We start from the raw sequence: 24,591 nt of genomic DNA on the forward strand, positions 1-24,591 counted from the left end.
CGCAAGTCATACCGGGCGCTAGCCCGCAGAGGTTCTATCCATGACCCAAACCGAACACTTCCGCCTGCTGGGCGGCCTGTTGCGGCGCGCCGAGAGTTTTTCGCGCGTGGCCGTATGGGCCGGCGGCGCGTTGACGGTGGCCAGCGTGCTGCTGATCTCGTTCGACGTGCTGGCCCGCAAATTCCTGGGTTTCACCACCGGTGGCGCCGACGAGTTGTCCAGCTACGCGTTTGCCATCAGCACGTCCTGGGCGCTGGCGTTCGCCACGTTGCAACGCGCCAACGTGCGTGTTGACGTGCTTTATCAATACCTGCCGGTGCGCCTGTCGGCCGTGCTCGACTGGATTTCCATGGTGTCGCTGGCCGTCTTCATGGTGTTCCTGACGTACTACGCCTACGACGTGGTGCAGACCTCATGGGCCCAGAAGTCCGCCGCCAACACCCCGCTGGCCACGCCGCTGTGGGTGCCCCAAGGTTTGTGGCTGTTGGGCCTGGCCTGGATGTGCATCACGGTGGCCTTGATGCTGGCGCGCGCCTCCGCCGCGCTGGTCACGGGCGACATCGAACTGGTCAAGCAGATCTGCGGCGTGCGTTCCGCGCAAGAAGAAGCTGAAGAAGAAGCCGCCGCCGGCGAGCGCATGGTCAAGGGAGACGCAGCATGATTTCCACCGCATTGACGTTGTTGCTGGTGCTGATCGGGCTGTCCATTCCCGTGGGCGCCGCGCTTGGCGTGTTGGGTCTGATCCTGGACCCGCTCTTTTCGATGTTGCCGCTGTCGCGTGCCATCGGTGAAATTTCCTGGAGCTCGAACAACGAGTTCCTGCTGGTGGCGATTCCGCTGTTCATCATGCTGGGCGAAGTGCTGCTGCGCGCGGGCTTTGCCGAACGCATGTATAGCGCGATGAGCCTGTGGCTGTCGTGGTTGCCGGGCGGCTTGATGCACGCGAACATCGGCGCGTCCACCTTGTTCTCGGCAACCTCGGGTTCCAGCGTGGCAACCGCCGCCACCGTCGGCACCGTGGCCATTCCGCAGATCCGCAAGTATGGCTACAACGAGCCGCTGTTCCTGGGCAGCCTGGCCGCGGGCGGTACGTTGGGCATCCTGATTCCGCCGTCCATCAACCTGGTCATCTATGGCGTGCTGACGAATTCGTCCGTGCCCAAGCTGTACCTGGCCGGCATCATCCCCGGCTTTGCGATGGCCGCGTTGTTCATGCTGACGGTGGTCGTGGCTTGCGTGGCCAAGCCGTCCTGGGGCGGCAAGAAGATCCATGCAACCTGGGGCCAGCGTCTTGCCAGCCTGGTGCACCTGGCGCCGCCCATGGGCATCTTCTTCCTGGTGGTCGGTTCCATCTACGCCGGCCTTGCCACGCCGACGGAAGCCGCCGCGCTGGGCGTGCTGGGCGCCTTCATCCTGGCCGCCTGGTTCCGCCGGCTGTCCTGGAAGATGCTGCGCGAAGTGATGGAAGGCACGATGCGGTCCACGGCGATGATCATGCTGATCGTCATCGCGGCCAGCTTCCTGAACTTCATCATGTCGGCCACCGGCCTGACGGATGCGCTGACCAAGTCGATCACCGGCCTGGGCTTGTCGCCGGGGTGGATGCTGCTGATCGTGGTGATCTTCTACCTGGTGCTGGGCTGCTTCATGGAAACGCTGTCCATGATGATCACGACGATTCCCATCGTGGCGCCCATCATGATCGCGCTGGGCTACGACCCGATCTGGCTGGGCATCGTCATCATCATCCTGGTTGAAGCCGCGTTGATCACGCCGCCCGTGGGCCTGAACCTGTTCGTGGTGCAAAGCCTGCGCAAGAACGGCTCGATGAGCGCCGTCATCATCGGCAGCCTGCCGTTCGTGGCCGCCATGTTCGTGATGCTGGGGTTGCTGGCGTTCTGGCCGGACTTCGCGCTGTGGTTGCCGCGCGTGTTTGGTTAATGGAATGATCAATTGATCGATGGATTGATCAATTGATTGATTGATTGATTGAAAAGACTTTTTGTTTGAACCGGGTGTGGCCCACAGCGGCCGCACCGTTTCCCACCCGTTATTTCCGCAGGACTGATATGAAAGCCGTATTCAAGATCGACGACGCCAATCCCCGCCAGGTGGAAGTGGACTTCAACACCCTGATCGTGGCCGGCTGGGCCGGACGCGACATGGCCGCCATCGAGCACCACATCGAAGAGCTCGCCGCCATCGGCGTGCCGCGCCCGACCAGCGTGCCGCTGTACTACCGCATTGCCGACAACCAGCTGACCCAGGCCACGCAAGTGCAGGCCGTGGGCGAGGATTCGTCGGGCGAAGTGGAAACGTTCGTGTTCGCCGTGGACGGCGAGATGTACGTCAGCATCGCGTCGGACCATACCGACCGCAAGCTGGAAACCGTCAGCGTCGCCATGTCCAAGCAGGTCTGCGTGAAGCCCGTGGCAAGCGAAGCCTGGCGCCTGGCCGACGTGGCCGACTACTGGGACGAATTGGTCATCCGCTCGTACATCGTCGAAAACGGTGAAAAGGTGCTGTACCAGGAAGGCCCGCTGTCCACGCTGCGCACGCCGCAGGACCTGATTGCCGGCTACACCGGCGGCGCCGCCGTGCTGCCGCAAGGCGCGGGCATGACCTGCGGCACCGTGGGCGCCATCGGCGGCATCCGCGCCGCGGCGGACTTCACCATGGAATTGTTCGATCCGCGCCGCCAACGCACGATCAGCCATCGCTATCATGTCGAATCGCTGCCCGTGGTGGCCTGATTCCGTTTCTGCATGGCATTGAACGCCGGGCGCGCCTATTCAGGCTGCGCCTGTCGGCACTTTTACGCCGCTAGGCGGCACGAGGACAATGATGGTTTCGACCTTGAATGATCTGACCTTGGCCCTGAACGAGGGCCGTACCAGCTCGGTCGCGCTGACCGAACTGGCGCTGGCGCGCGCGCAGGATGCGGCGGGCGAGGGCGCCCGCGTTTTCACCAAGCTGTATGCCGAGTCGGCATTGGCGCAGGCGCGCGCCTCCGACACCCTGCGGGCGGCGGGCATCGTGCGTTCGGCGGTGGAAGGGCTGCCGATCAGCATCAAGGACCTGTTCGACATCGAAGGCGAAACCACCATGGCCGGCTCGGTCGCGCGCGAAGGCGAACCGGCGGCTGACGCCAACGCCGACGTCGTGCAGCGCCTGATCGCGGCCGGCGCCGTCATCATCGGCCGCACCAACATGACCGAATTCGCGTATTCGGGCCTGGGCATCAACCCGCACTACGGCACGCCGCTGAACCCGTACGACCGCGCCACCGGCCGCATTCCGGGCGGCTCGTCCTCGGGCGCGGCGGTGTCCGTGGCCGACGGCATGGCCGTGGCCGGCATTGGTTCCGACACCGGTGGCTCGGTGCGCATTCCGGCCGCGCTGTGCGGCCTGACGGGCTTCAAGCCCAGCGCCTGGCGCGTGTCGATGCAGGGCGTGCTGCCCTTGTCGGCCAACCTGGATTCCATCGGCCCCATCGCCGCCAGCGTGCGTTGCTGCGCCGAGCTGGACGCCATTCTGTCAGGCGACGGCGGCCCCGTGCCCGAAGCCATGGCGCTGCGCGGCCTGCGCCTGGCCGTGCCCACCACGCTGGCGCTGGACGCCATGGACAAGCACGTGGCGGACAGTTTCGCCGCGGCCGTGGCCCGGCTGAAGGAAGCCGGCGCGCTGGTCGACGAAATCGCCATTCCGGAGTTCGCCGAGGTTGGCGGCATCAACAGCAAGGGCGGCTTCACGGCGGCCGAAGCCTGGGCCTGGCACCGCGACCTGATCGCGCGCGCCGGCAAGCGCTACGACCCGCGCGTGGTCTCGCGCATCATGCGTGGCCAGGACATGAGCGCCGCGGATTACCTCGATTTGCTGGATGCGCGCGAAGCGTGGGTGGCGGCGGTGGATCGCCGCATTGCCGGCTACGACGCGCTCATCATGCCGACCACGCCCATCGTGGCGCCGGCGGTGGCCGACCTGGTCGCTTCCGACGAAGCCTATTACGCGGCCAATGGCCTGATTCTGCGCAACCCCACGCTGATCAACTTCCTGGATGGCTGCGCGCTGTCGCTGCCTTGCCATGCCCCGGATACGGCCCCCGTGGGCTTGATGATCGCCGGCAGCAACGGCGCCGACCGCCGCATCCTGGCCGTCGGCCTGGCCATCGAGGCGCTGCTTGCCGGGCACTGATCGCCCGGTGCTTCACAACTGCATCAAGAGGATTTTTCATGTCGCCCGTCGACGTCGTACGCAATAGTGTCCAACTGGCCCGCCAGGCGCGTCTGGACGCGCGCAGCGGGCGCCTGACCGGCCCCACGGCCAATCTGGCGCCGGGCCACGTCCAGGCCAACCTGGCCATCCTGCCGCGCGCGCTGGCAGCGGACTTCCTGCATTTCTGCCAGCGCAACCCCAAGCCTTGCCCGTTGCTGGCCATGTCCGAACCCGGTAACCCGGCGCTGCCGGAACTGGGTGCAGACATCGACATCCGCACCGACATCCCGCGCTACCGAGTCTGGAAGAACGGCGAGCTGGTGGCCGAACCCACCGACGTGCGCGATATCTGGCGCGACGATCTGGTGTCGTTCCTGATTGGATGCTCGTTTTCGTTCGAAGAGGCCATGCTGGATAACGGCTTGCCGGTGCGTCATATCGAGCAAGGCTGCAACGTGCCGATGTACCGCACCAACATCCCGACGCATCCGGCTGGCGCCTTCAGCGGGCCTCTGGTGGTGTCTATGCGCCCCTTGAAGGCGGCGGATGCCATCCGCGCCATCCAGGTCACCTCGCGCTTTCCGTCGGTGCACGGCGCACCCGTGCATATTGGCGACCCGGCGCTGATCGGCATTGCCGACATCAACCAGCCCGACTACGGCGACGCGGTCGAAATCCGGCCGGGCGAAATGCCCGTGTTCTGGGCCTGCGGCGTCACGCCGCAATCGGTGGTGTCGTCGGTGCGTCCGGAGTTCTGCATCACGCATGCGCCGGGGCACATGCTGGTGACCGATCTGGTCAACAGCCGGATGGCGATGCTGTAAACAAAAACCCCATCGCAGCCTGTGCGCTGCGATGGGGCTTTTGGGTTTGTGGGTCTGATTTGTGCATCGGGCGTTTCGAAAACGCCCGACCTGCGTGCCGCTTAGAAAATGTGGCGGAAGCCCACGGCGGCGCCGATCTGGTGGTTCTTGCCGGCGATTTCGTCGCTGGCGGCGCTGCTGACCTTGTTCCAGTCCACCGTGCCGTACACCTGCGAGCGCTTGGACAGCGAATATTCGGCCACCGCGACCAGGGCGTAACGCTTGCCCTTGTCGCCGTCTTCGACCACGTTCTTGCTTTGGTCGTAGTAGCCCGCGCCGGTAATGGCCCAGCGCGGCGTGGCTTGCCACGTGGCGCCCACGAAATAGCCGTTGTCCTTGCGGTCCAGGCTGGCGGTGGTGGTGCCGCCCATGACGGCGTTGACCCAGCCCGTTTCGTCGCGGCCATTGAAGTAGCCGGCGAACACCTTGGTGGTTTCAAACTGGTAGGACGCGTTCAGGTTCCACACGCGCTGGCGCAGGTCGGAATCCAGGCCGTCGTAGGTCTGCTGGTAGGCCGCGCCCAGACCCAGCTTGCCGATCATGTAGCGCAGGCTGGCGCCGTATTGCTGGCCGGCCTTGTGGTCTTCCCAGCTTTCGCCGTTGGCCCACGACAACGCCAACGACAGGTCGCCGATGGTGTTGGAATACTTGGTCATGTTGTTGGTGCGCACGCGCGACATCGCGGCGGGCAACCAGGCGTTCTGATCGTAGTTACCCACGGTCAGCGGATCGAAGTAGTCGGCCAGCAGGTCGAACATCGGCGTGTTTTGCAGACCCAGCGTCAGTTGGCCGATGTTGCCGCCGTCCAGGCCCACGTAGGCCAGGCGGCCGAACGTCTTGCCCGTGGCCGACGAATTGCCGTTCTGCATGTTGAAGCCGTTTTCCAGGCGGAAGAAGGCACGGTTGCCGTTGCCCAGGTCTTCCGAGCCGCGCAGGCCCCAGCGGCTGTTCGAGATGGCGCCGTTTTCCATCGACACACGGCTGCCGTCTTCGCCCACGCTGCCGGCGCTGGTGCTCAGGTAGCGGATGCTGACGTCGGCGATGCCGTACAGGGTGACGCTGGTTTCCGCCGATGCGGCGCCCGCGGCCAGGCCCAGGCCTGCGGCGGCGAGCGTAAGAGTGATGCGTTTCACTGAGGACTCCTCCTGTGTAGCTGTTTTGTAGTGTGTGACCTGGCTTGTGGCCGGGTTGACCGCGCCGGGCGGATCGTCCGACGTTGGGCCGTTGCACCGACGCTGCTTGATGGCAGCGCGGGTCCGGAGCATTGGCCCAAAAGGTTGGCTGCCACGGCATTGCGCCAAACTGGTGCAAGGGGGCAGCGCCTGGGGATTCTAAAAAAGTTACGGGATGTGCAGGGCCAAATTGTTTTTGGCGTTTTCCCTGGTTTACAGATCAAAAAAATAGTCGCGCGCCGGGATAATGGTGCGATGGTTCCAAAAAAAAACCCCGGTCCAGGACCGGGGTTCTTGAAGGTCGTGCCCGGGTGTCCAGGCAGCGACATCACGGCATTACAGCGTCATAGCGTCACAGCGTCATGTGCAAGGGCAGCCATGTGGCAATGCCCGGAATGAAATACAGCAGCAGCACCGCCACAATCATCAGCAGGAACATGGGCATTGACGCCCGCGCGATGTAAGGCAATTCACGCCCGCTCATGCCGGACAGCACGAACAGGTTGAAGCCCACCGGCGGCGTGATTTGTGCCATTTCCACCACGAAAACGATGAAGATGCCGAACCAGATCAGGTCGATGCCGGCAGCCTGCACCGTCGGCAACAGCACGCCCATGGTCAGCACCACGATGGAAATGCCGTCCAGGAAGCAGCCCAGCACCACAAAGAAGACCATCAGCGCCATGATAAGGCCGAACTGCGACAAGCCCAGTCCGCCGATCCATTCCGCCAACGCGCGCGGCAGGCCGATATAGCCCATTGCCAGCGTCAGGAACTGTGCGCCGGCCAGGATCAGCGCGATCATGCAGTACAGCCGGGTGGCGCCCAGCAGCGATTGCATGAACGTCGAGCGGTTCAGCGAGCCTTGCAGCGCCGACAACAGCAGTGCGCCCACCACGCCCACCGCCGCCGCTTCCGTGGCGGTGGCGATGCCGCTGTAGATGGAGCCGAGCACCGCGCCGATCAGCACCATGACCGGAATCAGGTGGCGCGATTGCGACAGCTTCTGCATGAACGACATGCCGGGGTCCGCCGCCGGCACCTGCCCGGGGTTGCGGATGGCCCACCAGCCGATATAGCCCATGAACAACAGCGCAAGCACGATGCCGGGGAAGATGCCCGCGATGAACAGCTTGGCGATCGACACGTCGGCCGCCACGCCGTACACGATCATGATGATCGAAGGCGGAATCAACAGGCCCAGCGTGCCCGCGCCCGACAGCGTGCCCAGGATCTTGTCTTCGGGGTAGCCACGGCGCGTCAGTTCGGGAATGGTCATTTTGCCGACCGTCGCGCACGTCGCCGCGCTGGAGCCCGACACCGCCGCGAAAATCGCGCAACCGATCACATTGGTGTGCAGCAGCCGACCCGGCAATCGGTTCAGCCACGGCGCCAGACCCTTGAACAGGTCTTCGGACAAGCGCGTGCGAAACAGGATTTCGCCCATCCACAGGAACAAGGGCAGGGCGGTCAGCGTCCAGCTGGACGAAGCGCCCCAGATGGTGACGGCCATGGCGTCGCCGGCCGGACGGCTGGAGAAAATCTCCATGCCGATCCACGCCGTGCCTGCCAGCGTCAGGCCGACCCAGACCCCGCAACCCAACAGCGCGAAGATCGAAACGACCAATAGGGTGATGACAAGAAGTTCATTCATGGGTTTGCTGCGAAGTAGCGGCGGCCACGCCGCGTGAACGACGGATCAATTCGTCGACAAGGGCGACCAGGAACAACACCGTGCCCACCGCCATGCTGATCTGCGGAATCCAGAGCGGCGTGGCGTCGTTGGACGTGGAGATGTCGTTGTACAGCCAGGAGTCGTACGTCAGCTTGATGCTGAAGAAGGCAAAGGCCGAGGCCAGCAGCGAGCCCACAGCCAGCGCAAAAATGTCCAGGCGGCGACTGCCCGCCGGTGCCAACGAATTGAGCAACAGCGTGACCCGGATGTGTTCGCCGTGCTTGAACGTGCTGGATAACGCCAGGAAACCCGCCGCGGCCATGAAGTAACCTGCGTACGCATCGGTGCCAGGAATGTTCAGGCTGAGCTGGCGGGCGATGATCGCCGCCAGCACCGAGACCAGAACGCCGATCGTGCACAAGCCGGCCAACAGGCCGGCCGCGCCGTAAAGACCATCTAGAAAGCGGCGCATAAAAAGATCACTGCTTCTTGTAGGCGTCGATCATGGCCTGGCCGTCGGCGCCTGCCTTCTTCAGCCAATCATCCAGCATGCGCTTGCCGATCACCGACAGGCCTTCCTTCAGTTCCACGGTCGGCTTGATGGTTTCCATGCCGTTCTTGGCCAGCTCTTCCTGATACCACTTGTTCTTTTCCTGCGACAGCTTCCAGCCGCGTTCCTCGGCTTGCGCGGCGGCCTTCTTCAAGGCGTCTTGCGTAGCCGGGTCCAGCGCGTCAAACGCCTTCTTGTTGACGATGATGGCGTTCTTGGGCAGCCAGGCCTGCGTGTCGTAGAACTTCTTGATGTACTCGTACGTCTTGGTGTCGTAGCCGGTCGAGGCCGACGACATGTACGAATCGATCACGCCGGTAGCCAGCGCCTGAGCCAGTTCCGCCTGCTGCACCGTGACCGGCTGCGCGCCGACCAGTTCGGCGATCTTGGCGGTGACGGGGCTGTAGGCGCGCCACTTCAGGCCCTTCATGTCGCTGATCTGCTTGATGTCCTTGTTGGCGAAGATGCCTTGGGGCGGCCACGCCACGGCGTACAGCAGCGTCATGCCTTGCGAGGCCAGCTTCTTTTCCAGGAAGGGTTTTTGCGCCTGGTACAGCTTGAACGAGGCTTCGTAGCCGGTGGCCAGGAAGGGCAGGCCGTCCAGTTCGTAGATCGGGTCTTCGTTGGCGAAGTTGGTCAGCAGGATTTCGCCGATCTGTGCCTGGTTGCCTTGCACCGCGCGCTTGATTTCCGGCGCCTTGTACAGCGAGGCGTTGTTGTGCAGCTGGATCTTCAGCTTGCCTTGCGACAGCGTGTCCACGTCCTTGATGAACGTGGTCAGGTTTTCAACGTGGAAGTTGCTGGCGGGGTAGGCGCTGGGCAGGTCCCATTTGGTTTGGGCCTGTGCGCCCGCGCTGAACGCCAGGACGATGCTGCCGGCCAGCAATGAGATTTTCTTGTACATGGAAGGTCCTTCTGTGCGAATGGTGAAGACGGGTTTTGCCCGATAGGCATTCTTGAAAGAGACTGCTGCGCGGATGACGCGCGGCCTAAAAGCCGTGCCATTCTATGGTGCTGCGCGGCAACAACGCGCACAAAAAATGGGGTTTTACGGGTTAATCCTAGGCCCGGACGCGACACATCGTTGAAGGCTAAAACTTTGCGCGCGTACCGTCCGCGACACCTTTACGCACCGATTTTTCTTCTAAGATTGCGGGATCGAAGCGTGCTGCAGAGGCTCTAGTGAATTTCGTTTTCCGCCGTGATGAATTGCTGGTCGAAGAAGCGTCCAGCGTGTTGCCGGATTTGGCGTTGTGCGAACGCATCGGTCTGGCGTCGCCGGCCTTGCAAGCCATCTGGTCCGTACCCGATTCGCCGTATCGCACGGCGCACGTGGATCCCACGCTTGAAGCGCCCGAGGGTTACGCGTTCAAGAAGCTGCGTTCGCTGTTCGGCGTGCTGGACGATGAACGCATGGCCCTGGCCGGCCGGGCGTATCAAATCGCCGAATGGGCTCGCACGCACCGGTTCTGCGGCGCCTGCGGCACGCCCGCCGAGCGCGTGCCGCACGAGTTCTGCCTGCGCTGCCCCGCCTGCGGCTTTTCCGTGTACCCGCGCATTTCGCCCGCCATGATGGTGCTGATCCGTAAAGGCGACAGCATCCTGCTGGCGCGGCACACCACGACCGCGACTTCGCGCTATACGGCGCTGGCCGGTTTTGTCGAACCCGGCGAGAGCATCGAAGAGACCGTGCACCGCGAAGTCTTCGAGGAAGTCGGCCTGAAGGTCGGCAACCTGCAGTACTTCGGCAGCCAGCCCTGGCCCTTTCCGCATTCGCTGATGGTGGCGTTCACCGCCGACTACGTGTCGGGTGACATCCGCGTGCAGGAAGACGAGATTGCCGATGCGCGCTGGTTCGGCCCCGGCGACCCCATGCCGGACATCGCGCCGCGCATTTCGATTGCCGGCTGGCTGATCCGGGCCAATCTGCCGCAGGGCTGGACGGCGCCATAACGGTGTCATAGCGGCGTCATAAAGGTGTCTAGCGGCGTCATAACGGCGGCCCAGTGCCCACGTTCCCCCCGCTGGAACGTTCGAACCGCTAGGGGATTTCCCTTGAAATGGCCGTTTACGGCCGTTTTTGGCCGTCCAGGTCATATTTTTTATGGATGAAATACACATAAATTATTAGTATTTCATCCATATAAACTTGGCTTGAGCGTTCCATGAGCCCCACGTTGATCGCCTCGTCAGCCCACTTGGCTGGCGGCAGCGCGCCCGATTTGTCCGAGGTCGAATTCGGCCTGATGATCGCCAGCCACGCCTTTGACCGCTGGACGGTGCGCTGCATGGCAGCCGCCGGCCTGCCGGACCTGACGCCCACCGACGTCATGGTGTTTCACCACGTCTACCACCGGCAACGCGCCAAGAAGCTGGCGGACATCTGCTTCACGCTCAATGTCGAAGACACGCACATCGTCAGCTATGCGTTGAAAAAGCTGGAGCGGCTGGGTGTGGTCAAGGGCGAACGCAACAGCAAGGAAGTTTTCTACAGCGTTACGCCCGACGGCGCGGACATCCTCAAGCGCTACGGCGACATCCGCGAACAATGCCTGACGTCCGGCCTGGATGGGCCGGGCGGGGGCGGGCTGGATTTCAGCCGCCAATTGGCCCACGCCTTGCGCTCGCTGTCCGGCCTGTACGACCAGGCCGCAAGGGCGGCAACCTCACTCTGAACCTGATCGGGCCTGGCCCGGCACACCGCAACCCGACCGCGGCGGCACCCGCCGTGGCCGTTTGTTTTCAAGGATTACGCATGAAGAAGTGGCAATTCTGGATCGATCGTGGGGGCACCTTCACCGATATCGTGGCGCGCCGCCCCGACGGCACCACCACCACGGCAAAGATGCTGTCGGAAAACCCCGAGCAGTATCGCGACGCGGCCGTGGCCGGCATCCGCAAGCTGCTGGGTGTGGCGCCCGGACAGCCGGTGCCCGTGGACCAGGTTGAATGCGTGAAGATGGGCACGACGGTGGCCACCAACGCCTTGCTGGAACGCAAGGGCGAACGCACGCTGCTGGTGACCACGCGCGGGTTCCGCGATGCGCTGCGCATTGCGTATCAGAACCGGCCCCGGCTGTTCGACCGCAACGTCGTGCTGCCCGAAATGCTTTACGAATCCGTCGTTGAAGCCGATGAGCGCGTGGCCGCGGACGGCGAAGTCATTCGCGACCTGGACGAAGCCGGCTTGCGGGCCGGCATGCAAGCCGCCTATGACAGCGGCATCCGCGCCGTGGCCATCGTGTTCATGCACGCCTGGCACGCCACGGACCACGAGCAGCGCGCGGCGCGCATCGCCCGCGAAGTGGGCTTCACCCAGGTGTCGGCCTCGCACGAGGTCAGCCCGCTGATCAAGTTCGTGTCGCGCGGCGACACGACGGTGGTCGACGCGTATCTGTCACCCATCTTGAAGCGCTATGTGGATCAGGTGGCGGGCGAACTGCCCGGCATCCGCCTGATGTTCATGCAATCGAGCGGCGGCCTGACGGACGCGCACCGTTTCCGCGGCAAGGACGCCATTTTGTCCGGCCCGGCCGGCGGCATCGTCGGCATGGTGCGCACCAGCGAGATCGCCGGGTTTCCCAAGGTCATCGGCTTTGACATGGGTGGCACGTCGACCGACGTGTCGCACTACGCGGGCGAATTCGAACGCGAATTCGAAACCCAGGTCGCCGGCGTGCGCATGCGCGCGCCCATGATGAGCATCCACACGGTGGCAGCAGGCGGCGGGTCCATCCTGCATTTCGACGGCGCGCGCCTGCGCGTCGGCCCGGATTCGGCGGGCGCCAACCCCGGCCCCGTCTGCTATCGCCGTGGCGGCCCCCTGGCCGTGACGGACTGCAACGTGCTGTTGGGCAAGATCCAGCCCGACTTCTTTCCCAATGTGTTCGGCCCCGACGCGAATGAAGCGCTGGACCGCGACGCGGTGGTCTCGCGCTTCACCGCGATGGCCGACGAAGTGCGCACGGCCACTGGCCGCGAGATGACGCCGGAGCAATTGGCGGAAGGCTTCCTGGAAATTGCCGTGGGCAACATGGCGGAAGCCATCAAGCGCATTTCGGTGCAGCGCGGCCACGACGTCACGGAATACGCCTTGACGGTGTTTGGCGGCGCCGGCGGCCAGCACGCCTGCCTGGTGGCCGACGCCTTGGGCATGACGACGGTGTTTGCGCATCCGCTGGGCGGCGTGTTGTCTGCCTACGGCATGGGCTTGGCCGACCAGACCGACATGCGCCAAAAGACCGTTGAAAAGGTGCTGGACGCCGGCCTGATGGGCGAGCTTCAGGACGAACTGGATGTGCTGGCCGGACAAGCCGTGGGCGAACTGCGCCGCCAGCATGTGCCCGACGGCGATATCTCCGTGCAACGCCGTCTGCATCTGAAATATCGCGGCACCGACACCGCGCTGGAAGTGGCGTTTTCCACGCTGGAGCAGGCACGCAGCGACTTCGAGGCCGCCTATCGCCAGCGCTATTCCTTCTTGATGCCCAACCGCGAATTGGTCGTGGAGACCATTTCGGTGGAAGCCACGGGCGGCGGCGAACGAGTCAGCGAAGCGGCCGTGCCGCGTACCCGCGACGGCGCCTTGGCGGCCCGCCGAGTCGTCAGCATGTACAGCGCGGGCGAGTGGCGTGACACGCCGCTGTACGTGCGCGAAGACATGGCGGGCGGTGACGTGGTGACGGGCCCCGCCATCATCTCCGAGCCCAACCAGACCACGGTGGTGGAACCGGGCTGGCAAGCGGAATTGACGTCGCAAGACCATTTCGTGATCCGCCGCATCGAAGCGCGCGCGGATCGTCGCAGCATCGGCACGCAAGCGGATCCGGTCATGCTGGAGGTGTTCAACAACCTGTTCATGTCGATTGCCGAGCAGATGGGCTACCGCCTGCAGAACACGGCGTACTCGGTGAACATCAAGGAACGGCTGGACTTTTCTTGCGCCATTTTCGATTCGCAGGCCCGCCTGATCGCCAACGCGCCGCACATGCCGGTGCACCTGGGGTCGATGGGCGAGTCGGTGCGCACGGTGATGAACGCCAACGCCGGGCGCATGATGCCGGGCGATGCCTATGTGGTGAACGATCCTTACCATGGCGGCACGCACTTGCCCGACGTGACGGTCATCACGCCGGTGTTCGATCACGCCGGCCGCGAGATCCTGTTCTACGTCGGTTCGCGTGGTCACCACGCGGATATCGGCGGCACCACGCCGGGCTCCATGCCGCCGGACTCCAAGACGGTGGAAGACGAGGGCGTGCTGTTCACCAATTTCCAGTTGGTCAAGAACGGCGAATTCCGCGATCAGGCCGCGCGCGACATCCTGGGCTCGGGCCGTTGGCCCGCGCGCAATCCGGATCAGAACATCGCCGACATGCACGCGCAGATCGCCGCCAATGAAAAGGGCGTGCAAGAGCTGCTGCGCATGTGCGACCACTTCGGGCTGGACGTTGTGCGCGCCTACATGGGCCACGTGCAGGACAACGCCGAAGAAGCGGTGCGCCGGGTGATTTCGGTGCTGAAAGACGGCAGCTACGAATACCCGCTGGACAACGGCGCGGTGATCCGCGTGGCCGTCAAGGTGGACACGCAGGCACGCAGCGCGGTGGTCGATTTCACCGGCACGTCGCCGCAGCTGGACAATAACTTCAACGCACCCGGCGCGATTGCCGTGGCGGCGGTGCTGTATGTGTTCCGCACGATGGTTAACGACGACATCCCGCTGAACGACGGCTGCCTGGCGCCGCTGTCGATCATCTTGCCGGAAGGCTCGATGCTGCGTCCCAACCCGCCGGCCTCGGTGGTGGCGGGCAACGTGGAAACGTCGATGTGCATCGTGAACGCGCTGTATGGTGCGTTGGGCGTGCTGGCGGCCAGCCAGGGCACGATGAACAACTTCACCTTCGGCAACGCGCGTCATCAGTATTACGAGACCATCTCGGGCGGTACGGGTGCGGGGCCGGTTCGCATCGACGCGGCGGGCCCGCACGACGAAGGCTTCGCCGGCACGTCGGTGGTCCAGGCGCACATGACCAATTCGCGCCTGACGGACCCCGAAGTGCTGGAATTCCGGTTCCCGGTGCGGCTTGAGTCTTACGAAATCCGCAAGGGTTCGGGCGGGGCGGGGCGCTATCCGGGCGGCGAGGGCGGCGTGCGCCGGATCCGTTTCCTGGAAGACATGACGGCGGCCATCCTGTCCAACAACCGCCGCTACGCGCCGTTTGGTCTGGCGGGCGGGCAACCGGGCGCGATGGGCCGTAACTTGATCGAACGGGTGGACGGCACGATTCAAGAGCTTGGCCCGCAAGACAGCGCCCAGCTGCATCCGGGCGACATCTTCGTTGTCGAAACCCCCGGGGGCGGAGGCTACGGCGCGGTGTGATGGCGGGGGGGGTGATGGCGCCGACTACAGAGCCGGGTCATTCCGGCTCTGACATCACATCCAACGCAATGTCCGCCATCGTGCGACGGTCATAGACGCGCAGCGTCACGTCATCGTCGCGGATTTCGAACACGGCGGTGGCCAGTGTGTTTTCGCCGTCCGGATCCGCGGCGTCCGTGCGCAGGATGGGCAGGGCGCCCAGCGTATCGTGCAGCGCGGCCAACAGGTCCGCGCTGCCGGTCTGCGGCGACCAGCCGTCCACGATGCCTTCGATTCTGTTCTGCCGGTCGCGCGATGACTCGGTCACCACCTGGGGTTGCGCCCGGGTCTTGGCGTGAATCATATGGTTGGCATGGCCGTAGCGCGTGCCGATGTCCAGCACCGACACCGCGCCCGGGGTCACTTCGGCGCTGATCAGTCGCGGGTCGGTTGCGCTGCCCAGCGTGTGGTGAAAGCCGCCGGAATGGGGCAGGTCGCGCAGCAGCGCAAGGGCCTCGTCCAATGTGGCGCAGTCCAGCACCGCGCGCGCCAGGAACATGCGCGGCACGCCGGGATGGCGTTGGCGGGTGCGCAGGTTGTTGATGGTCTGGACGAGCCCCGCGCGGTTGGCGCCGAAAGTGTGGCCGGGCAACGACCCCGGGTAATAAAAGCTGACGTAGCCGGGCGCGTCGTCCAGCGCCACGTCGACCAGATGGCAACGTCCATACAGATAGGGGTCGCCGTCTTCGTTGTGGCCGATCCACCGGGCGCCGTCCGCGCCTTTTAACGCGACGGTCGTGCAACCGTCGTTCGTGCTGTGCAAGAGATCGCCACGGCAGTTCCAGAGCAGCACGTCCTGGACCGGCATGCGCAGCCCTTCCGCCATGCCTTCCAGTTCTTCCCATATTGCCGGCAGCGCCGTCTGCGCATGCTGGGCCAATTCTTCCACGTATCGATGATCGCGCCAGCGCCGCAGCGCTTCCCAGGTGCTGCTTTGCGCCAGGTAGACCGACATCAGCGGGCGGGCCAACTTGCCCAGCGCCAGGCCGACCTGACGCCGGTTTCCGGCAATGCGTACATATTTGTAGGGCATGGGGATTCTCCGGGGTGTCATGCGGATTGTAATTTTTCTAAGCTCTGCCGGGTGGGGACGGATGCGTTAAGATCGCCGATAAGCCGCGCCGGAGACCCCGGCGCCGCCCAGGAATCATGCCCCTACAACAACCCCGGGGTGCCGACGGTCCCCAAGAGGAGAGTTTCATGATCAAACGTAAAGTCGCCGCCGCCTTGGTCGGCCTGTCCGTGGCCATGTTCGGCGCTGCCTCCGGCGCGCAAGCCCAAGGCAAGGAATTGGTGGTGGCCACCGATACCGCTTTCGTGCCGTTCGAGTTCAAGCAGGGCAATACCTACGTGGGCTTTGACGTAGACCTGTGGGCCGCGATCGCCAAGGAACTCAAGCTGAAGTACAAGCTTCAGCCGATGGACTTCAACGGCATCATCCCGGGCCTGCAAACCAAGAATATCGACGCTGCGCTGGCGGGCATCACGATCCGCGACGACCGCAAGAAAGTCATCGACTTCTCCGACCCCTACTATGAAAGCGGCCTGGCCATTCTGGTCAGCGAAAAGAACACCGACATCAAGGACGCCAAGTCCCTGGCCGGCAAGACCGTCGCCGTCAAGACGGGCACCGCCACCGTCGACTTCCTGAAAGCGCAGGTGCCGGACGCCAAGTTGAAGCTGTTCCCCAACATCGACAACGCCTACCTTGAACTGGCCACCGGCCGGGTCGATGCCGCCGTGCACGACACCCCCAACGTGCAGTACTACGCCAACTCGGCCGGCAAGGGCCGCGTGAAGGTCGTGGGCTCGGTCAAGAGCGGCGACTTCTACGGTATCGCCTTCCCCAAGGGCAGCGAACTGGTGCCGCAGGTGAACAAGGCGCTGGCCGCACTGAAGGCCAACGGCCAGTACGACGCCATCTACGAAAAGTGGTTCGGCAAGAAGCCGTAAGCAGATAGGTGTTTTTGGCGCCGCCCGTGGAAATTGCCCGCGCGCGGCGCCGCCATGATGCGGCGCCTGTCGGTGCCTTGGGGGGAAGATCGTGGAGTTTGACTGGACTGTAATCGAGGGCGCGTTACCCAATCTGCTTGAGGGTACGCTGATGACCATCAAGATCACGTTCTGGGGTTTGTTTGGTGGTTTTCTGCTGGGCGCGCTGTCGGGCGTGACGCGGGCCTACGGCAATATTGTCCTGTCGGTCATCGCGCAGGTTTATGTGGCGGTCATTCGCGGCACGCCGATTGTCGTGCAGGTGATGTTCATCTACTTTGCCTTGCCGTTGCTTGCCGATATCCGGGTGGACGCGGAATGGGCGGCCATCGTCACATTGATCATCAACTCGGGCGCCTATATTTCTGAAATCGTGCGCGGCGCGCTGTTGTCGGTGCACAAGGGGCTGAAGGAAGCCGGGCAGGCAATGGGCCTGCCGTTTCACAAGATCTTGTTCCACATCATCGGACCGGTGGCATTTCGCCGCATGATCCCGCCGCTGGGCAACCAGTGCATCATCAGCTTGAAGGATTCCTCGCTGTTCATCGTGATCGGCGTGGCTGAACTGACGCGCCAGGGCCAGGAAATCATGGCCAGCAACTTCCGCGCCGTCGAAATCTGGTCCGCCGTGGCGATCGTCTACCTGATCCTGACCGGCCTGATGGCGCTGACGCTGCATATGGTGGAAAGAAGGATGCGCATATTATGAGCATGGTTGAATTTCATAACGTCACCAAGAACTTCGGCGAATCGATGGTGCTGAACGGCATCTCGCTGAACATCGATGCGGGCGAGGTCGTGGTGGTGGTGGGGCCGTCGGGTTCGGGCAAGTCCACCTTCCTGCGGTGCATCAACGTACTGGAAACCATCAACGATGGCGATCTTCTGGTCGATGGCCTGAGCGTCAAGGGCGACGCCGCGCAGGTGCGCGAAATTCGCCGTGAAGCGGGCATGGTGTTTCAGCAGTTCAACCTCTTCCCGCAAATGACCGCGCTGCAAAACGTGATGTTCGGCCCCGTGCACACGCGTGGCCAAAGTCGCGACGAAGCGCGCGAGCTGGCGATAGGCTTGCTGGACAAGGTGGGCTTGGCCGAACGCATGAACCACTTTCCGTCCGAGCTATCCGGTGGGCAGCAGCAACGCGTGGCCATCGCACGTGCATTGGCCATCAAACCCAAGCTGATGCTGTTCGACGAACCCACCTCGGCGTTGGACCCGGAACTGCGTCACGAAGTGCTGAAAGTGATGCGCGACCTGGCGGAAGAGGGCATGACGATGGTGGTCGTCACGCACGAGATGGAATTTGCGCGCAAGGTGGGCAGCCGCTTGATCTTCATCGACGCCGGCAAAATCGCGCACGACGGCCCGCCGGCTGAACTGCTCAGCAACCCGCCCAGCCAACGCTTGAAGGACTTTCTGCAACACGTGGCCTGATGGCGGTTGCGGTGGGACGGCGCGGGAATTGCGAATTCAGCATGGCGAATGGCTGCCCAGGCGCCGCCTGAAAGTTCGAAAGCCCGAGTTGCTACGCGAGAGCCATTTAGCATTCAGCATTCAGCGCACATAAAAAAACCGGCATCTGCCGGTTTTTTTATGTCGTGCGGTGTGGGTCCGGCTTCAACCCTTTACCCGGACGATCTTCTGCACTTGCGGCACATGCCGGATGGCGCGGATGACCTGCGCCAGATGCTTGCGGCTGTCGACCTGGATGGTCAGGTGCAGAGACACCGTGGACACCGCGTCATCGTGCATGGTTACGTGCATGATGTTGGCGTCGGCGGCGGTGACTTCCGCCGCCAGTCGGCCAAGCACGCCGCGTTCGTTGCGGGTGATGATGTCCAGGCGGGTGGCCAGGTGCTTGGCCGTGTGCGCGTCCCAGGCCACATTGATCCAGCGTTCGGGTTCGCGCAGGCGCTGGCGCATGGCGACCGGGCAGTCGGCGGTATGCACCACCAGCCCGTGACCCATGCGCATGCCGGCCACGATGGGGTCGCCGGGCAGCGGGCCGCAGCAAGGCGCCAACTGCACGGCCTGGCCTTCGTTGCCCTGGATCAGGATGGGCGCGCTGCGCGCCGAGGTCAGTTCGTCAACTGCCGCCGCAGTGGTGGCAACCAGTTGATGTTCAGGCGCGAAGCGGCGGGCCACCACGGCGGCCAGTCGCTTGCCCAGCCCGATATCGGCCAGGATCTCTTCGCGCGAGCTTGCGCCCGTGCTGCGCGCCAGTTTTTGCCAGGCCGGGTCGTCGGTTGCCGGCATCGGCATGTGCAGTTCTTGCAGCGCCTGGCTTAGCAGCCGTTCGCCGAACGCCACGGATTCCTCGTACTTGACGGTACGCAGGTAATGGCGGATTTCGGAACGGGCGCGGCCGGTGCGCACGTAATTGAGCCACTGCGCGTTGGGGCGCGAGGCCGGCGAGGTCACGATTTCCACCGTGTCGCCGCTATTGAGTTCAGTGCGCAGCGGCACGAATTCGCCGTTGACCTTGGCCGCCACGGCCTGGTTGCCGATGTCCGTGTGGATGGCGTAGGCAAAGTCCACCGGCGTTGCGCCACGGGGCAGCGAAATGATCTTGCCGCGCGGCGTGAACACGTAGACCGCGTCCGGGAACAGGTCGACCTTGACGTGCTCAAGGAATTCGCCGGAATCGCCCGTCTGGCTTTGAATGTCCAGCAGCGATTGCAGCCATTGGTGCGTGCGCTTTTGCAGGTCGTTCAGCGTCAGGTCGGCGCCCTTGTACAGCCAGTGCGACGCCACGCCTTCTTCGGCCACATGATGCATGTCGCGCGTGCGGAACTGGAATTCCACCGGCGTGCCGTACGGGCCAACCAGCGTGGTGTGCAGCGACTGATAGCCGTTCACCTTCGGGATGGCGATGTAGTCCTTGAACTTGCCGGGCACCGGGCGATACAGCTGATGCAGCGTACCTAGCGCCAGATAGCACTCGGGCAGCGTGTGCACGATGACGCGAAAGCCATAGATATCCAGCACGTCGGAAAACGATTTTTTCTGGTCCACCATTTTGCGGTAGATGCCATAAAGCGTTTTCTCGCGGCCGGTAACTTCGGCTTCGATGCCGGCGGCGGGCAGCGACGCCCGCACCGAATCGGCAATTTTGGTGATGACTTCGCGCCGGTTGCCGCGCGCGGCCAGCACGGCCTTGTACAGCACCTGATAACGGTTCGGGTACATCGCCGCGAAACACAGGTCCTGCAATTCGCGGAACAGCAGGTTCAGGCCCAGGCGATGGGCAATGGGCGCGTAAATATCCAGCGTTTCGCGTGCGATGCGCCGGCGCTTTTCGGGGTTGACCGCGTCCAGCGTGCGCATGTTGTGCAGGCGGTCGGCCAGCTTGATGAGGATGACGCGCACATCGCGCGCCATCGCCAGCAGCATCTTGCGAAAGCTCTCGGCCTGCTGCTCGGCCTTGGTGGCGAAGTCCAGGCGGTCCAGCTTGGACAGCCCATCAACCAGCTCGGCAACTTCAGGGCCGAATTTTTCGGCAAGCTCGTGCTTGGCGATGCCCTGATCTTCCATCACGTCATGCAGCAGGGCGGCCGACAACGCGTTGACGTCGAGCTTCCAGCCTGCGCAGATTTCCGTGACGGCGATGGGATGCGAGATGTAGGGCGAACCGCTGGCGCGGAACTGGCCCAGGTGTGCCTGGTCCGCGAAGCGATAGGCTTCGCGCACGCGCTCTACATCTTTGGGATCGAGATAGCTGCCGATGATTTCGGTCAGCGGTGCCAGCGAAGCGACCGGCGAGGCGGTCGCGTCCGCCGCTTCTTGCGCGGCGACGGACGGTGGCGTAGCGGGGTTTTTGCCTTTCTTACCCGTGCGGCGCCCAAGACGGGAGCCGGCACGTAGCGCGGCAAGCAGACCAGATGAAGCGTACTTCAGCCCGGGAAAAGCCATACTTGCCGCCCCCCGAGACTATCAGGTGGGAACTTTACGCAGCATTTCCACGCCGGTTAGGCCGCCCGCGATTTCGCGCAGTGCAGTGACCGTGGGCTTGTCTTTGCTGTCCAGGCGCGGGGCATGGCCTTGCGCCAACTCGCGGGCGCGATACGTCGCGGCCAGCGTGAGCTTGAAACGATTGGGGATTTGATTCAGACAGTCTTCGACAGTGATGCGAGCCATTAGGACACCTGGTGCTGATGGATGATAGGGAGAATGCAGTCGGCTCAATGCTCGGCAGGGATGCCAAGTTGCGAGAACAACTGAGCGTGCCGGGCGGCCTGAGACGAAAAGCGCAGCCTTGCGGCACTGACGATTTGTATCAGCTCCGACAAGGCTACGCTAAATTCTTGATTAATAATAACATATTCGCATTCAGGCGCGTGGGCGATTTCGCCGCCCGCCGCCATGAGCCGCCGCGCGATCACTTGCGGCGCATCCTGGCCCCGCGCCTTCAAGCGGCTTTCCAATTCTTCGATCGACGGCGGCAGCACGAAAATGCCGATTGCGCCCGGAAAACGCTGCTTTACCTGACGCGCGCCTTGCCAATCGATTTCCAGCAGCACGTCGCGGCCTTCGCGCGTTGCGGTGTCGATACGGTCGCGCGGCGTACCGTAAAAATTACCATGTACTTCGGCCCATTCCAGCAGGTTTTGCCCGTCGCGCATCTCTTTGAAATCGTCCGTCGAGACAAAGCGATATTCGCGGCCGTCTTCTTCGCCGGGGCGAGGCGCGCGCGTGGTGCACGAGATGGAAAGTTCGATGGAAGGGTCTTGCGCTAGCAAGGCCTTCACCAGGCTGGATTTGCCCGCGCCGCTGGGGGCGACGACCATGAAGACGTTTCCGGGATTGGCGTACATGAATAAAGACCGGCGTGTGATGCTAAGACCGGAAGTCTAGCAAATCAGACGGCAGGGCAGGGGAAAACCCGCTGTCACGCCGCCTGATCGCCGTTGCGGTGGCGCCTGGACCAGCCTAGCTGGCCGGTTTGGTCGCCGCCTGGATCAACTTGCCGCCCGGTGCCGGGGAATCGCTACCCAACAGGTGCCCGTTGACTTCGATGCCGTAAAGCGAGTCGTCGGAGTCATGGTATTTGGCCCGGGTTGCCGCAACCGAATCCTTGTAACGCGGGTCTTGCGGCCGTTCGTGCGCATTCATGAAGTAGGCCACGTCCCAGGCTTCTTGGTCGCTCAGCATGCCGGCTTGCCCCAGCGGCATGTTGGCCTTGATGAAGCCGGCCGCGTTGCCGATCTGGTGCATGCCCGCGCCCCAGTTAAACGAATCGGCGCCCCACAACGCCGGGAAGACCCAGTGCTTGCCGTTCTTTTGGCCCTGGCCTTCTGCGCCATGGCAAACCGCACAGTACTGCCCATAGACCTCGCTGCCGCGCACGTAGTCGGCCTTCTGCGCCGGCGCGGGCAGTTTGCGATATCCCTGGCCTTGCAGGACGACGCCCGTGGGCGCTTTGCTGGCCAGCCAGAACATGTAGCTTTGCAACGCGACCAGCGTGGAATCGTCCGCCGCCGGGGCCTTGCCGTTCATGCTGAAACGAAAGCAGCCCTGCAGGCGTTCCGCAAGCGTGTTGACGTGTTCGTTCTTGGCGCGATAGGCCGGATACAGCACGTACGCGGCCCACATCGGCGCCGAGTCCGGGCGGCGGCCGGCATCCAGATGGCAGCTGGCGCAGGTCAGGTCGTTGCCCACGAATTTGCCTGCCATTTGCGGGGTGTGCAGGAAAATCTGCTCGCCTTGGCGCACGATCTTGCCGAATTCGGTGTCGGGCAGCGACGATGCCGAGGGCGGTGTGAAGGCCGGGCGCGGTTCGGCGGCCGGCGCATTTGCGGCGGCAAGCAGCCCCAGCGCGGCGGCGCCCGCAAGCACGGCGCGGCGAATTGCGCCCGACGTGATGGCGCCGGACGTGATGGCCGACTCGGCCTTGACGGCGGCTTCGCGCACGTTGTCGGACGTGGCAGTCCGGGTGGATACAGGCGTCATGGGCGGGCTCCCGGCACGGCCGGTGCTTGCGCGGCCAGTAAATCAGCGGCCTTGGGCAGGCCGGCGTAGTAGGCCGAAACGGCATCGATTTCGGCATCGGTCAGCCGTGTTGCCACCGCCGGCATCAAGGCAAGCGGTCCGGGCGGGCGTTGACCTTGGCGCCAGGCCCGCAATTGACCCGCGATGTACGCGGCCGGCTGGCCGGCCAGACCAGGGAAATTCTCGCCCACGCCGATGCCGCCGGGGCCGTGGCACTGATTACAGGCCGGGACGTTTTTGTCCCACGCCCCACGCGTCGCCAACCAGGCCCCCGTGTCGGCCGGCGTTACGGGATTCATCGCCGTGGCCGCCAAACGGTCGATGTTCAAAGGCGAGGGCAATGACGCGTAATAGCGCGCCACCGCCGCCTGCTGCTCGGCGTTCAGCGCCTTGGCGGTTGCCGCCATGACCGGGCTTACTCGCGACCCGTTAGCCATGGCTTGCAGTTGTTCGGTCAGATACTTGGCGCCGATGCCCGCCAACTGCGGGAACCCCGCAGCGGGGTTGCCTTCACCGCGTGCGCCGTGACAGGTCACACAGGCAGGCGCGCCGTTCGCGCCTTGCATACTGATCTGCTTGCCGTCGGGACCAGCCGCGCCCTGCGCCTGTGCGGCAGCAACGCCCGTCAGACTCAAGAGCAACGCGGCGGGTAAAGACCGTGGGGTCATGGTTGCCTGCTCCGATATTGTTATTGACTATGGGTAATAAGCTAATTGCCGCAGATTATATAAAGACTTGTGACAGATCTGCGCATTTGTCTGATTGCGCGCGCGTCTTCCACTCGCTTCCTCTCGCAGGAACCGAGCCGGAACTGTGTCTGGTTTGGAAACTTTGCTTGCAGCATCGCGCTAATGATTGCGGTAGCATCTCGCCGATTGATAACAAGGAGAATCCGATGCACGCAAACGAGATCGAACCACCACGCGTGGCCCTGGTAACCGGTGCAGGGACGGGAATTGGCCGCGCCGTGGCGCTGGAATTTCTGGCGCAGGGCTATCGCGTCGTGCTGGCGGGACGCCGCCGCGACCCGCTGGAAGCTACCCGCACGGCGGCGGGCGAAGACGGCGTGCGAGCGCTGGTGGTGCCGACCGACGTCTCGGACGAGCATGCGGTGCGTGATCTTTTCGACACGACGCAGCGTGAATATGGCCGGCTGGATGTGCTGTTTAACAATGCCGGCCGCGGCGCGCCCGCCATGCCTATCGAAGAACTGCCCGTGTCGGTGTGGCGCGAAGTCGTCGACACCAATCTGACCGGCATGTTCCTGTGCGCGCAAGCGGCTATCCGCGTGATGAAGGGGCAAACGCCGCAGGGCGGTCGCATTATTAACAACGGGTCGATTTCGGCGCATGCGCCGCGTCCGTTCTCGATTGCCTACACGGCAACCAAGCACGCCGTGACCGGCCTGACCAAATCGATTTCGCTGGATTGCCGGCCGTATGGCATCGCCTGCGGGCAGATCGACATCGGCAATGCCGCCACCGACATGACCGAGCGCATGGCCAACGGCATCTTGCAGGCCGACGGCAGCACCAAGGTCGAACCGCGCATGGACGTCGCGCACGTGGCGCAGGCCGTTGCCGCCATGGCGCGCCTGCCGCTGGACGCGAATGTGCAGTTCATGACCATCATGGCCACCAACATGCCCTTCGTGGGCCGGGGCTGAATGCGGAACAGCCTGTCGGGAAATTCCCGACGGGCTGCTTGGCTTACCC

Annotated in this window: 22 protein-coding genes; 12 read left to right on the plus strand and 10 right to left on the minus strand. The window is 63.8% G+C overall.

Translation table 11 applies throughout. The features are described from left to right. Positions 1–40: 40 nt before the first annotated feature. The 5 genes from DVB37_RS12670 to DVB37_RS12690 all read left to right on the plus strand — a co-directional run bounded on the left by DVB37_RS12670 (position 41) and on the right by DVB37_RS12690 (position 5,039). On the plus strand, positions 41–661 hold the full coding sequence (locus tag DVB37_RS12670; RefSeq protein WP_046804966.1) for a TRAP transporter small permease subunit: 621 nt from the start codon (positions 41–43) through the stop codon (positions 659–661). Next, complete coding sequence (locus tag DVB37_RS12675; protein WP_120155428.1) at positions 658–1,941, plus strand: TRAP transporter large permease; 1,284 nt, start codon at positions 658–660, stop codon at positions 1,939–1,941. Before DVB37_RS12670 ends, DVB37_RS12675 begins: the two co-directional genes overlap by 4 nt. A 128-nt stretch (positions 1,942–2,069) precedes the next feature. Beyond that, on the plus strand, positions 2,070–2,753 hold the full coding sequence (locus DVB37_RS12680) for a DUF2848 domain-containing protein (protein WP_046804964.1): 684 nt from the start codon (positions 2,070–2,072) through the stop codon (positions 2,751–2,753). Between the two features lie 91 nt (positions 2,754–2,844). After that, entirely contained in the window at positions 2,845–4,194 is a 1,350-nt protein-coding gene (locus tag DVB37_RS12685) for an amidase (RefSeq protein WP_120157475.1), read from the plus strand. Positions 4,195–4,232: 38 nt separating this feature from the next. After that, positions 4,233–5,039, plus strand: a complete 807-nt coding sequence (locus tag DVB37_RS12690; protein WP_104143903.1) for a putative hydro-lyase — start codon at positions 4,233–4,235, stop codon at positions 5,037–5,039. Between the two features lie 101 nt (positions 5,040–5,140). Here the strand turns inward: DVB37_RS12690 and DVB37_RS12695 are convergent, their stop codons facing one another. The 4 genes from DVB37_RS12695 to DVB37_RS12710 form a co-directional block, all read right to left on the minus strand. Continuing rightward, positions 5,141–6,211: a porin gene (locus tag DVB37_RS12695; protein ID WP_046804962.1), complete on the minus strand. Its 1,071-nt coding sequence runs from the start codon at positions 6,209–6,211 to the stop codon at positions 5,141–5,143. 391 nt (positions 6,212–6,602) lie between these two features. Continuing rightward, the gene (locus DVB37_RS12700; protein WP_104143905.1) at positions 6,603–7,904 is read right to left on the minus strand and encodes a TRAP transporter large permease; all 1,302 of its coding nucleotides are present in this window, start codon (positions 7,902–7,904) and stop codon (positions 6,603–6,605) included. Further along, the gene (locus DVB37_RS12705) at positions 7,897–8,397 is read right to left on the minus strand and encodes a TRAP transporter small permease (protein WP_046804960.1); all 501 of its coding nucleotides are present in this window, start codon (positions 8,395–8,397) and stop codon (positions 7,897–7,899) included. The genes DVB37_RS12700 and DVB37_RS12705 overlap by 8 nt, the downstream gene beginning before the upstream one ends. A 7-nt stretch (positions 8,398–8,404) precedes the next feature. Then, entirely contained in the window at positions 8,405–9,379 is a 975-nt protein-coding gene (locus DVB37_RS12710) for a TRAP transporter substrate-binding protein (protein WP_104143906.1), read from the minus strand. Positions 9,380–9,657: 278 nt separating this feature from the next. On the opposite strand from DVB37_RS12710, the gene nudC reads away from it, so the two are divergent. The 3 genes from nudC to DVB37_RS12725 all read left to right on the plus strand — a co-directional run bounded on the left by nudC (position 9,658) and on the right by DVB37_RS12725 (position 14,857). Beyond that, entirely contained in the window at positions 9,658–10,428 is a 771-nt protein-coding gene (gene nudC, locus DVB37_RS12715) for an NAD(+) diphosphatase (protein WP_120155431.1), read from the plus strand. Between the two features lie 212 nt (positions 10,429–10,640). Further along, entirely contained in the window at positions 10,641–11,150 is a 510-nt protein-coding gene (locus tag DVB37_RS12720; RefSeq protein ID WP_046804957.1) for a winged helix DNA-binding protein, read from the plus strand. 80 nt (positions 11,151–11,230) lie between these two features. Continuing rightward, entirely contained in the window at positions 11,231–14,857 is a 3,627-nt protein-coding gene (locus tag DVB37_RS12725; protein ID WP_120155433.1) for a hydantoinase B/oxoprolinase family protein, read from the plus strand. Between the two features lie 37 nt (positions 14,858–14,894). On the opposite strand, the gene DVB37_RS12730 is transcribed toward DVB37_RS12725, so the two are convergent. Then, positions 14,895–15,929, minus strand: a complete 1,035-nt coding sequence (locus tag DVB37_RS12730) for a C45 family peptidase (RefSeq protein WP_120155435.1) — start codon at positions 15,927–15,929, stop codon at positions 14,895–14,897. Positions 15,930–16,096: 167 nt separating this feature from the next. Here DVB37_RS12730 and glnH point away from each other — a divergent pair, with 167 nt between their 5' ends. From glnH to glnQ, 3 genes are all read left to right on the plus strand, one after another. Beyond that, positions 16,097–16,849, plus strand: coding sequence for a glutamine ABC transporter substrate-binding protein GlnH (gene glnH, locus DVB37_RS12735; protein ID WP_046804954.1), 753 nt, complete (start codon positions 16,097–16,099; stop codon positions 16,847–16,849). Between the two features lie 91 nt (positions 16,850–16,940). Next, a complete protein-coding gene (glnP, locus tag DVB37_RS12740) occupies positions 16,941–17,597 on the plus strand; it encodes a glutamine ABC transporter permease GlnP (RefSeq protein WP_046804953.1) in 657 nt (218 codons plus the stop codon). Further along, on the plus strand, positions 17,594–18,322 hold the full coding sequence (glnQ, locus tag DVB37_RS12745; protein ID WP_046804952.1) for a glutamine ABC transporter ATP-binding protein GlnQ: 729 nt from the start codon (positions 17,594–17,596) through the stop codon (positions 18,320–18,322). Before glnP ends, glnQ begins: the two co-directional genes overlap by 4 nt. 183 nt (positions 18,323–18,505) lie before the next feature. Here the strand turns inward: glnQ and DVB37_RS12750 are convergent, their stop codons facing one another. From DVB37_RS12750 to DVB37_RS12770, 5 genes are all read right to left on the minus strand, one after another. Further along, the gene (locus DVB37_RS12750) at positions 18,506–20,800 is read right to left on the minus strand and encodes a bifunctional (p)ppGpp synthetase/guanosine-3',5'-bis(diphosphate) 3'-pyrophosphohydrolase (protein ID WP_046804951.1); all 2,295 of its coding nucleotides are present in this window, start codon (positions 20,798–20,800) and stop codon (positions 18,506–18,508) included. Between the two features lie 21 nt (positions 20,801–20,821). Further along, on the minus strand, positions 20,822–21,025 hold the full coding sequence (rpoZ, locus tag DVB37_RS12755) for a DNA-directed RNA polymerase subunit omega (RefSeq protein WP_006219679.1): 204 nt from the start codon (positions 21,023–21,025) through the stop codon (positions 20,822–20,824). A 44-nt stretch (positions 21,026–21,069) separates the two neighbouring features. Further along, positions 21,070–21,702, minus strand: coding sequence for a guanylate kinase (gmk, locus tag DVB37_RS12760; protein ID WP_082134487.1), 633 nt, complete (start codon positions 21,700–21,702; stop codon positions 21,070–21,072). Positions 21,703–21,817: 115 nt separating this feature from the next. Then, positions 21,818–22,837 carry a c-type cytochrome gene (locus DVB37_RS12765; RefSeq protein WP_371683133.1) on the minus strand — a complete coding sequence of 340 codons (1,020 nt, stop codon included), beginning with the start codon at positions 22,835–22,837 and terminating at the stop codon, positions 21,818–21,820. Continuing rightward, positions 22,834–23,544: a c-type cytochrome gene (locus DVB37_RS12770; protein ID WP_120155438.1), complete on the minus strand. Its 711-nt coding sequence runs from the start codon at positions 23,542–23,544 to the stop codon at positions 22,834–22,836. The genes DVB37_RS12765 and DVB37_RS12770 overlap by 4 nt, the downstream gene beginning before the upstream one ends. A gap of 227 nt (positions 23,545–23,771) precedes the next feature. Between DVB37_RS12770 and DVB37_RS12775 the strand changes: the two genes are divergently transcribed. After that, complete coding sequence (locus tag DVB37_RS12775; protein ID WP_046804948.1) at positions 23,772–24,542, plus strand: SDR family oxidoreductase; 771 nt, start codon at positions 23,772–23,774, stop codon at positions 24,540–24,542. Positions 24,543–24,591 lie beyond the last annotated feature (49 nt).

The organism is Achromobacter sp. B7 (assembly GCF_003600685.1).
Classification (GTDB): domain Bacteria; phylum Pseudomonadota; class Gammaproteobacteria; order Burkholderiales; family Burkholderiaceae_B; genus Achromobacter; species Achromobacter spanius_B.

Excerpts from the sequence above, each read along its gene's own strand:
- glnQ (WP_046804952.1), top strand. The coding sequence starts at position 17,594 with ATGAGCATGGTTGAATTTCATAACGTCACCAAGAACTTCGGCGAATCG.
- DVB37_RS12705 (WP_046804960.1), bottom strand. The coding sequence starts at position 8,397 with ATGCGCCGCTTTCTAGATGGTCTTTACGGCGCGGCCGGCCTGTTGGCC.
- DVB37_RS12750 (WP_046804951.1), bottom strand. The coding sequence starts at position 20,800 with ATGGCTTTTCCCGGGCTGAAGTACGCTTCATCTGGTCTGCTTGCCGCG.
- DVB37_RS12765 (WP_371683133.1), bottom strand. The coding sequence starts at position 22,837 with ATGACGCCTGTATCCACCCGGACTGCCACGTCCGACAACGTGCGCGAA.
- DVB37_RS12720 (WP_046804957.1), top strand. The coding sequence starts at position 10,641 with ATGAGCCCCACGTTGATCGCCTCGTCAGCCCACTTGGCTGGCGGCAGC.
- gmk (WP_082134487.1), bottom strand. The coding sequence starts at position 21,702 with ATGTACGCCAATCCCGGAAACGTCTTCATGGTCGTCGCCCCCAGCGGC.
- DVB37_RS12680 (WP_046804964.1), top strand. The coding sequence starts at position 2,070 with ATGAAAGCCGTATTCAAGATCGACGACGCCAATCCCCGCCAGGTGGAA.
- DVB37_RS12690 (WP_104143903.1), top strand. The coding sequence starts at position 4,233 with ATGTCGCCCGTCGACGTCGTACGCAATAGTGTCCAACTGGCCCGCCAG.
- DVB37_RS12730 (WP_120155435.1), bottom strand. The coding sequence starts at position 15,929 with ATGCCCTACAAATATGTACGCATTGCCGGAAACCGGCGTCAGGTCGGC.
- DVB37_RS12725 (WP_120155433.1), top strand. The coding sequence starts at position 11,231 with ATGAAGAAGTGGCAATTCTGGATCGATCGTGGGGGCACCTTCACCGAT.
- DVB37_RS12710 (WP_104143906.1), bottom strand. The coding sequence starts at position 9,379 with ATGTACAAGAAAATCTCATTGCTGGCCGGCAGCATCGTCCTGGCGTTC.
- DVB37_RS12675 (WP_120155428.1), top strand. The coding sequence starts at position 658 with ATGATTTCCACCGCATTGACGTTGTTGCTGGTGCTGATCGGGCTGTCC.
- DVB37_RS12770 (WP_120155438.1), bottom strand. The coding sequence starts at position 23,544 with ATGACCCCACGGTCTTTACCCGCCGCGTTGCTCTTGAGTCTGACGGGC.
- glnH (WP_046804954.1), top strand. The coding sequence starts at position 16,097 with ATGATCAAACGTAAAGTCGCCGCCGCCTTGGTCGGCCTGTCCGTGGCC.
- DVB37_RS12775 (WP_046804948.1), top strand. The coding sequence starts at position 23,772 with ATGCACGCAAACGAGATCGAACCACCACGCGTGGCCCTGGTAACCGGT.
- rpoZ (WP_006219679.1), bottom strand. The coding sequence starts at position 21,025 with ATGGCTCGCATCACTGTCGAAGACTGTCTGAATCAAATCCCCAATCGT.
- DVB37_RS12700 (WP_104143905.1), bottom strand. The coding sequence starts at position 7,904 with ATGAATGAACTTCTTGTCATCACCCTATTGGTCGTTTCGATCTTCGCG.
- DVB37_RS12670 (WP_046804966.1), top strand. The coding sequence starts at position 41 with ATGACCCAAACCGAACACTTCCGCCTGCTGGGCGGCCTGTTGCGGCGC.
- DVB37_RS12685 (WP_120157475.1), top strand. The coding sequence starts at position 2,845 with ATGGTTTCGACCTTGAATGATCTGACCTTGGCCCTGAACGAGGGCCGT.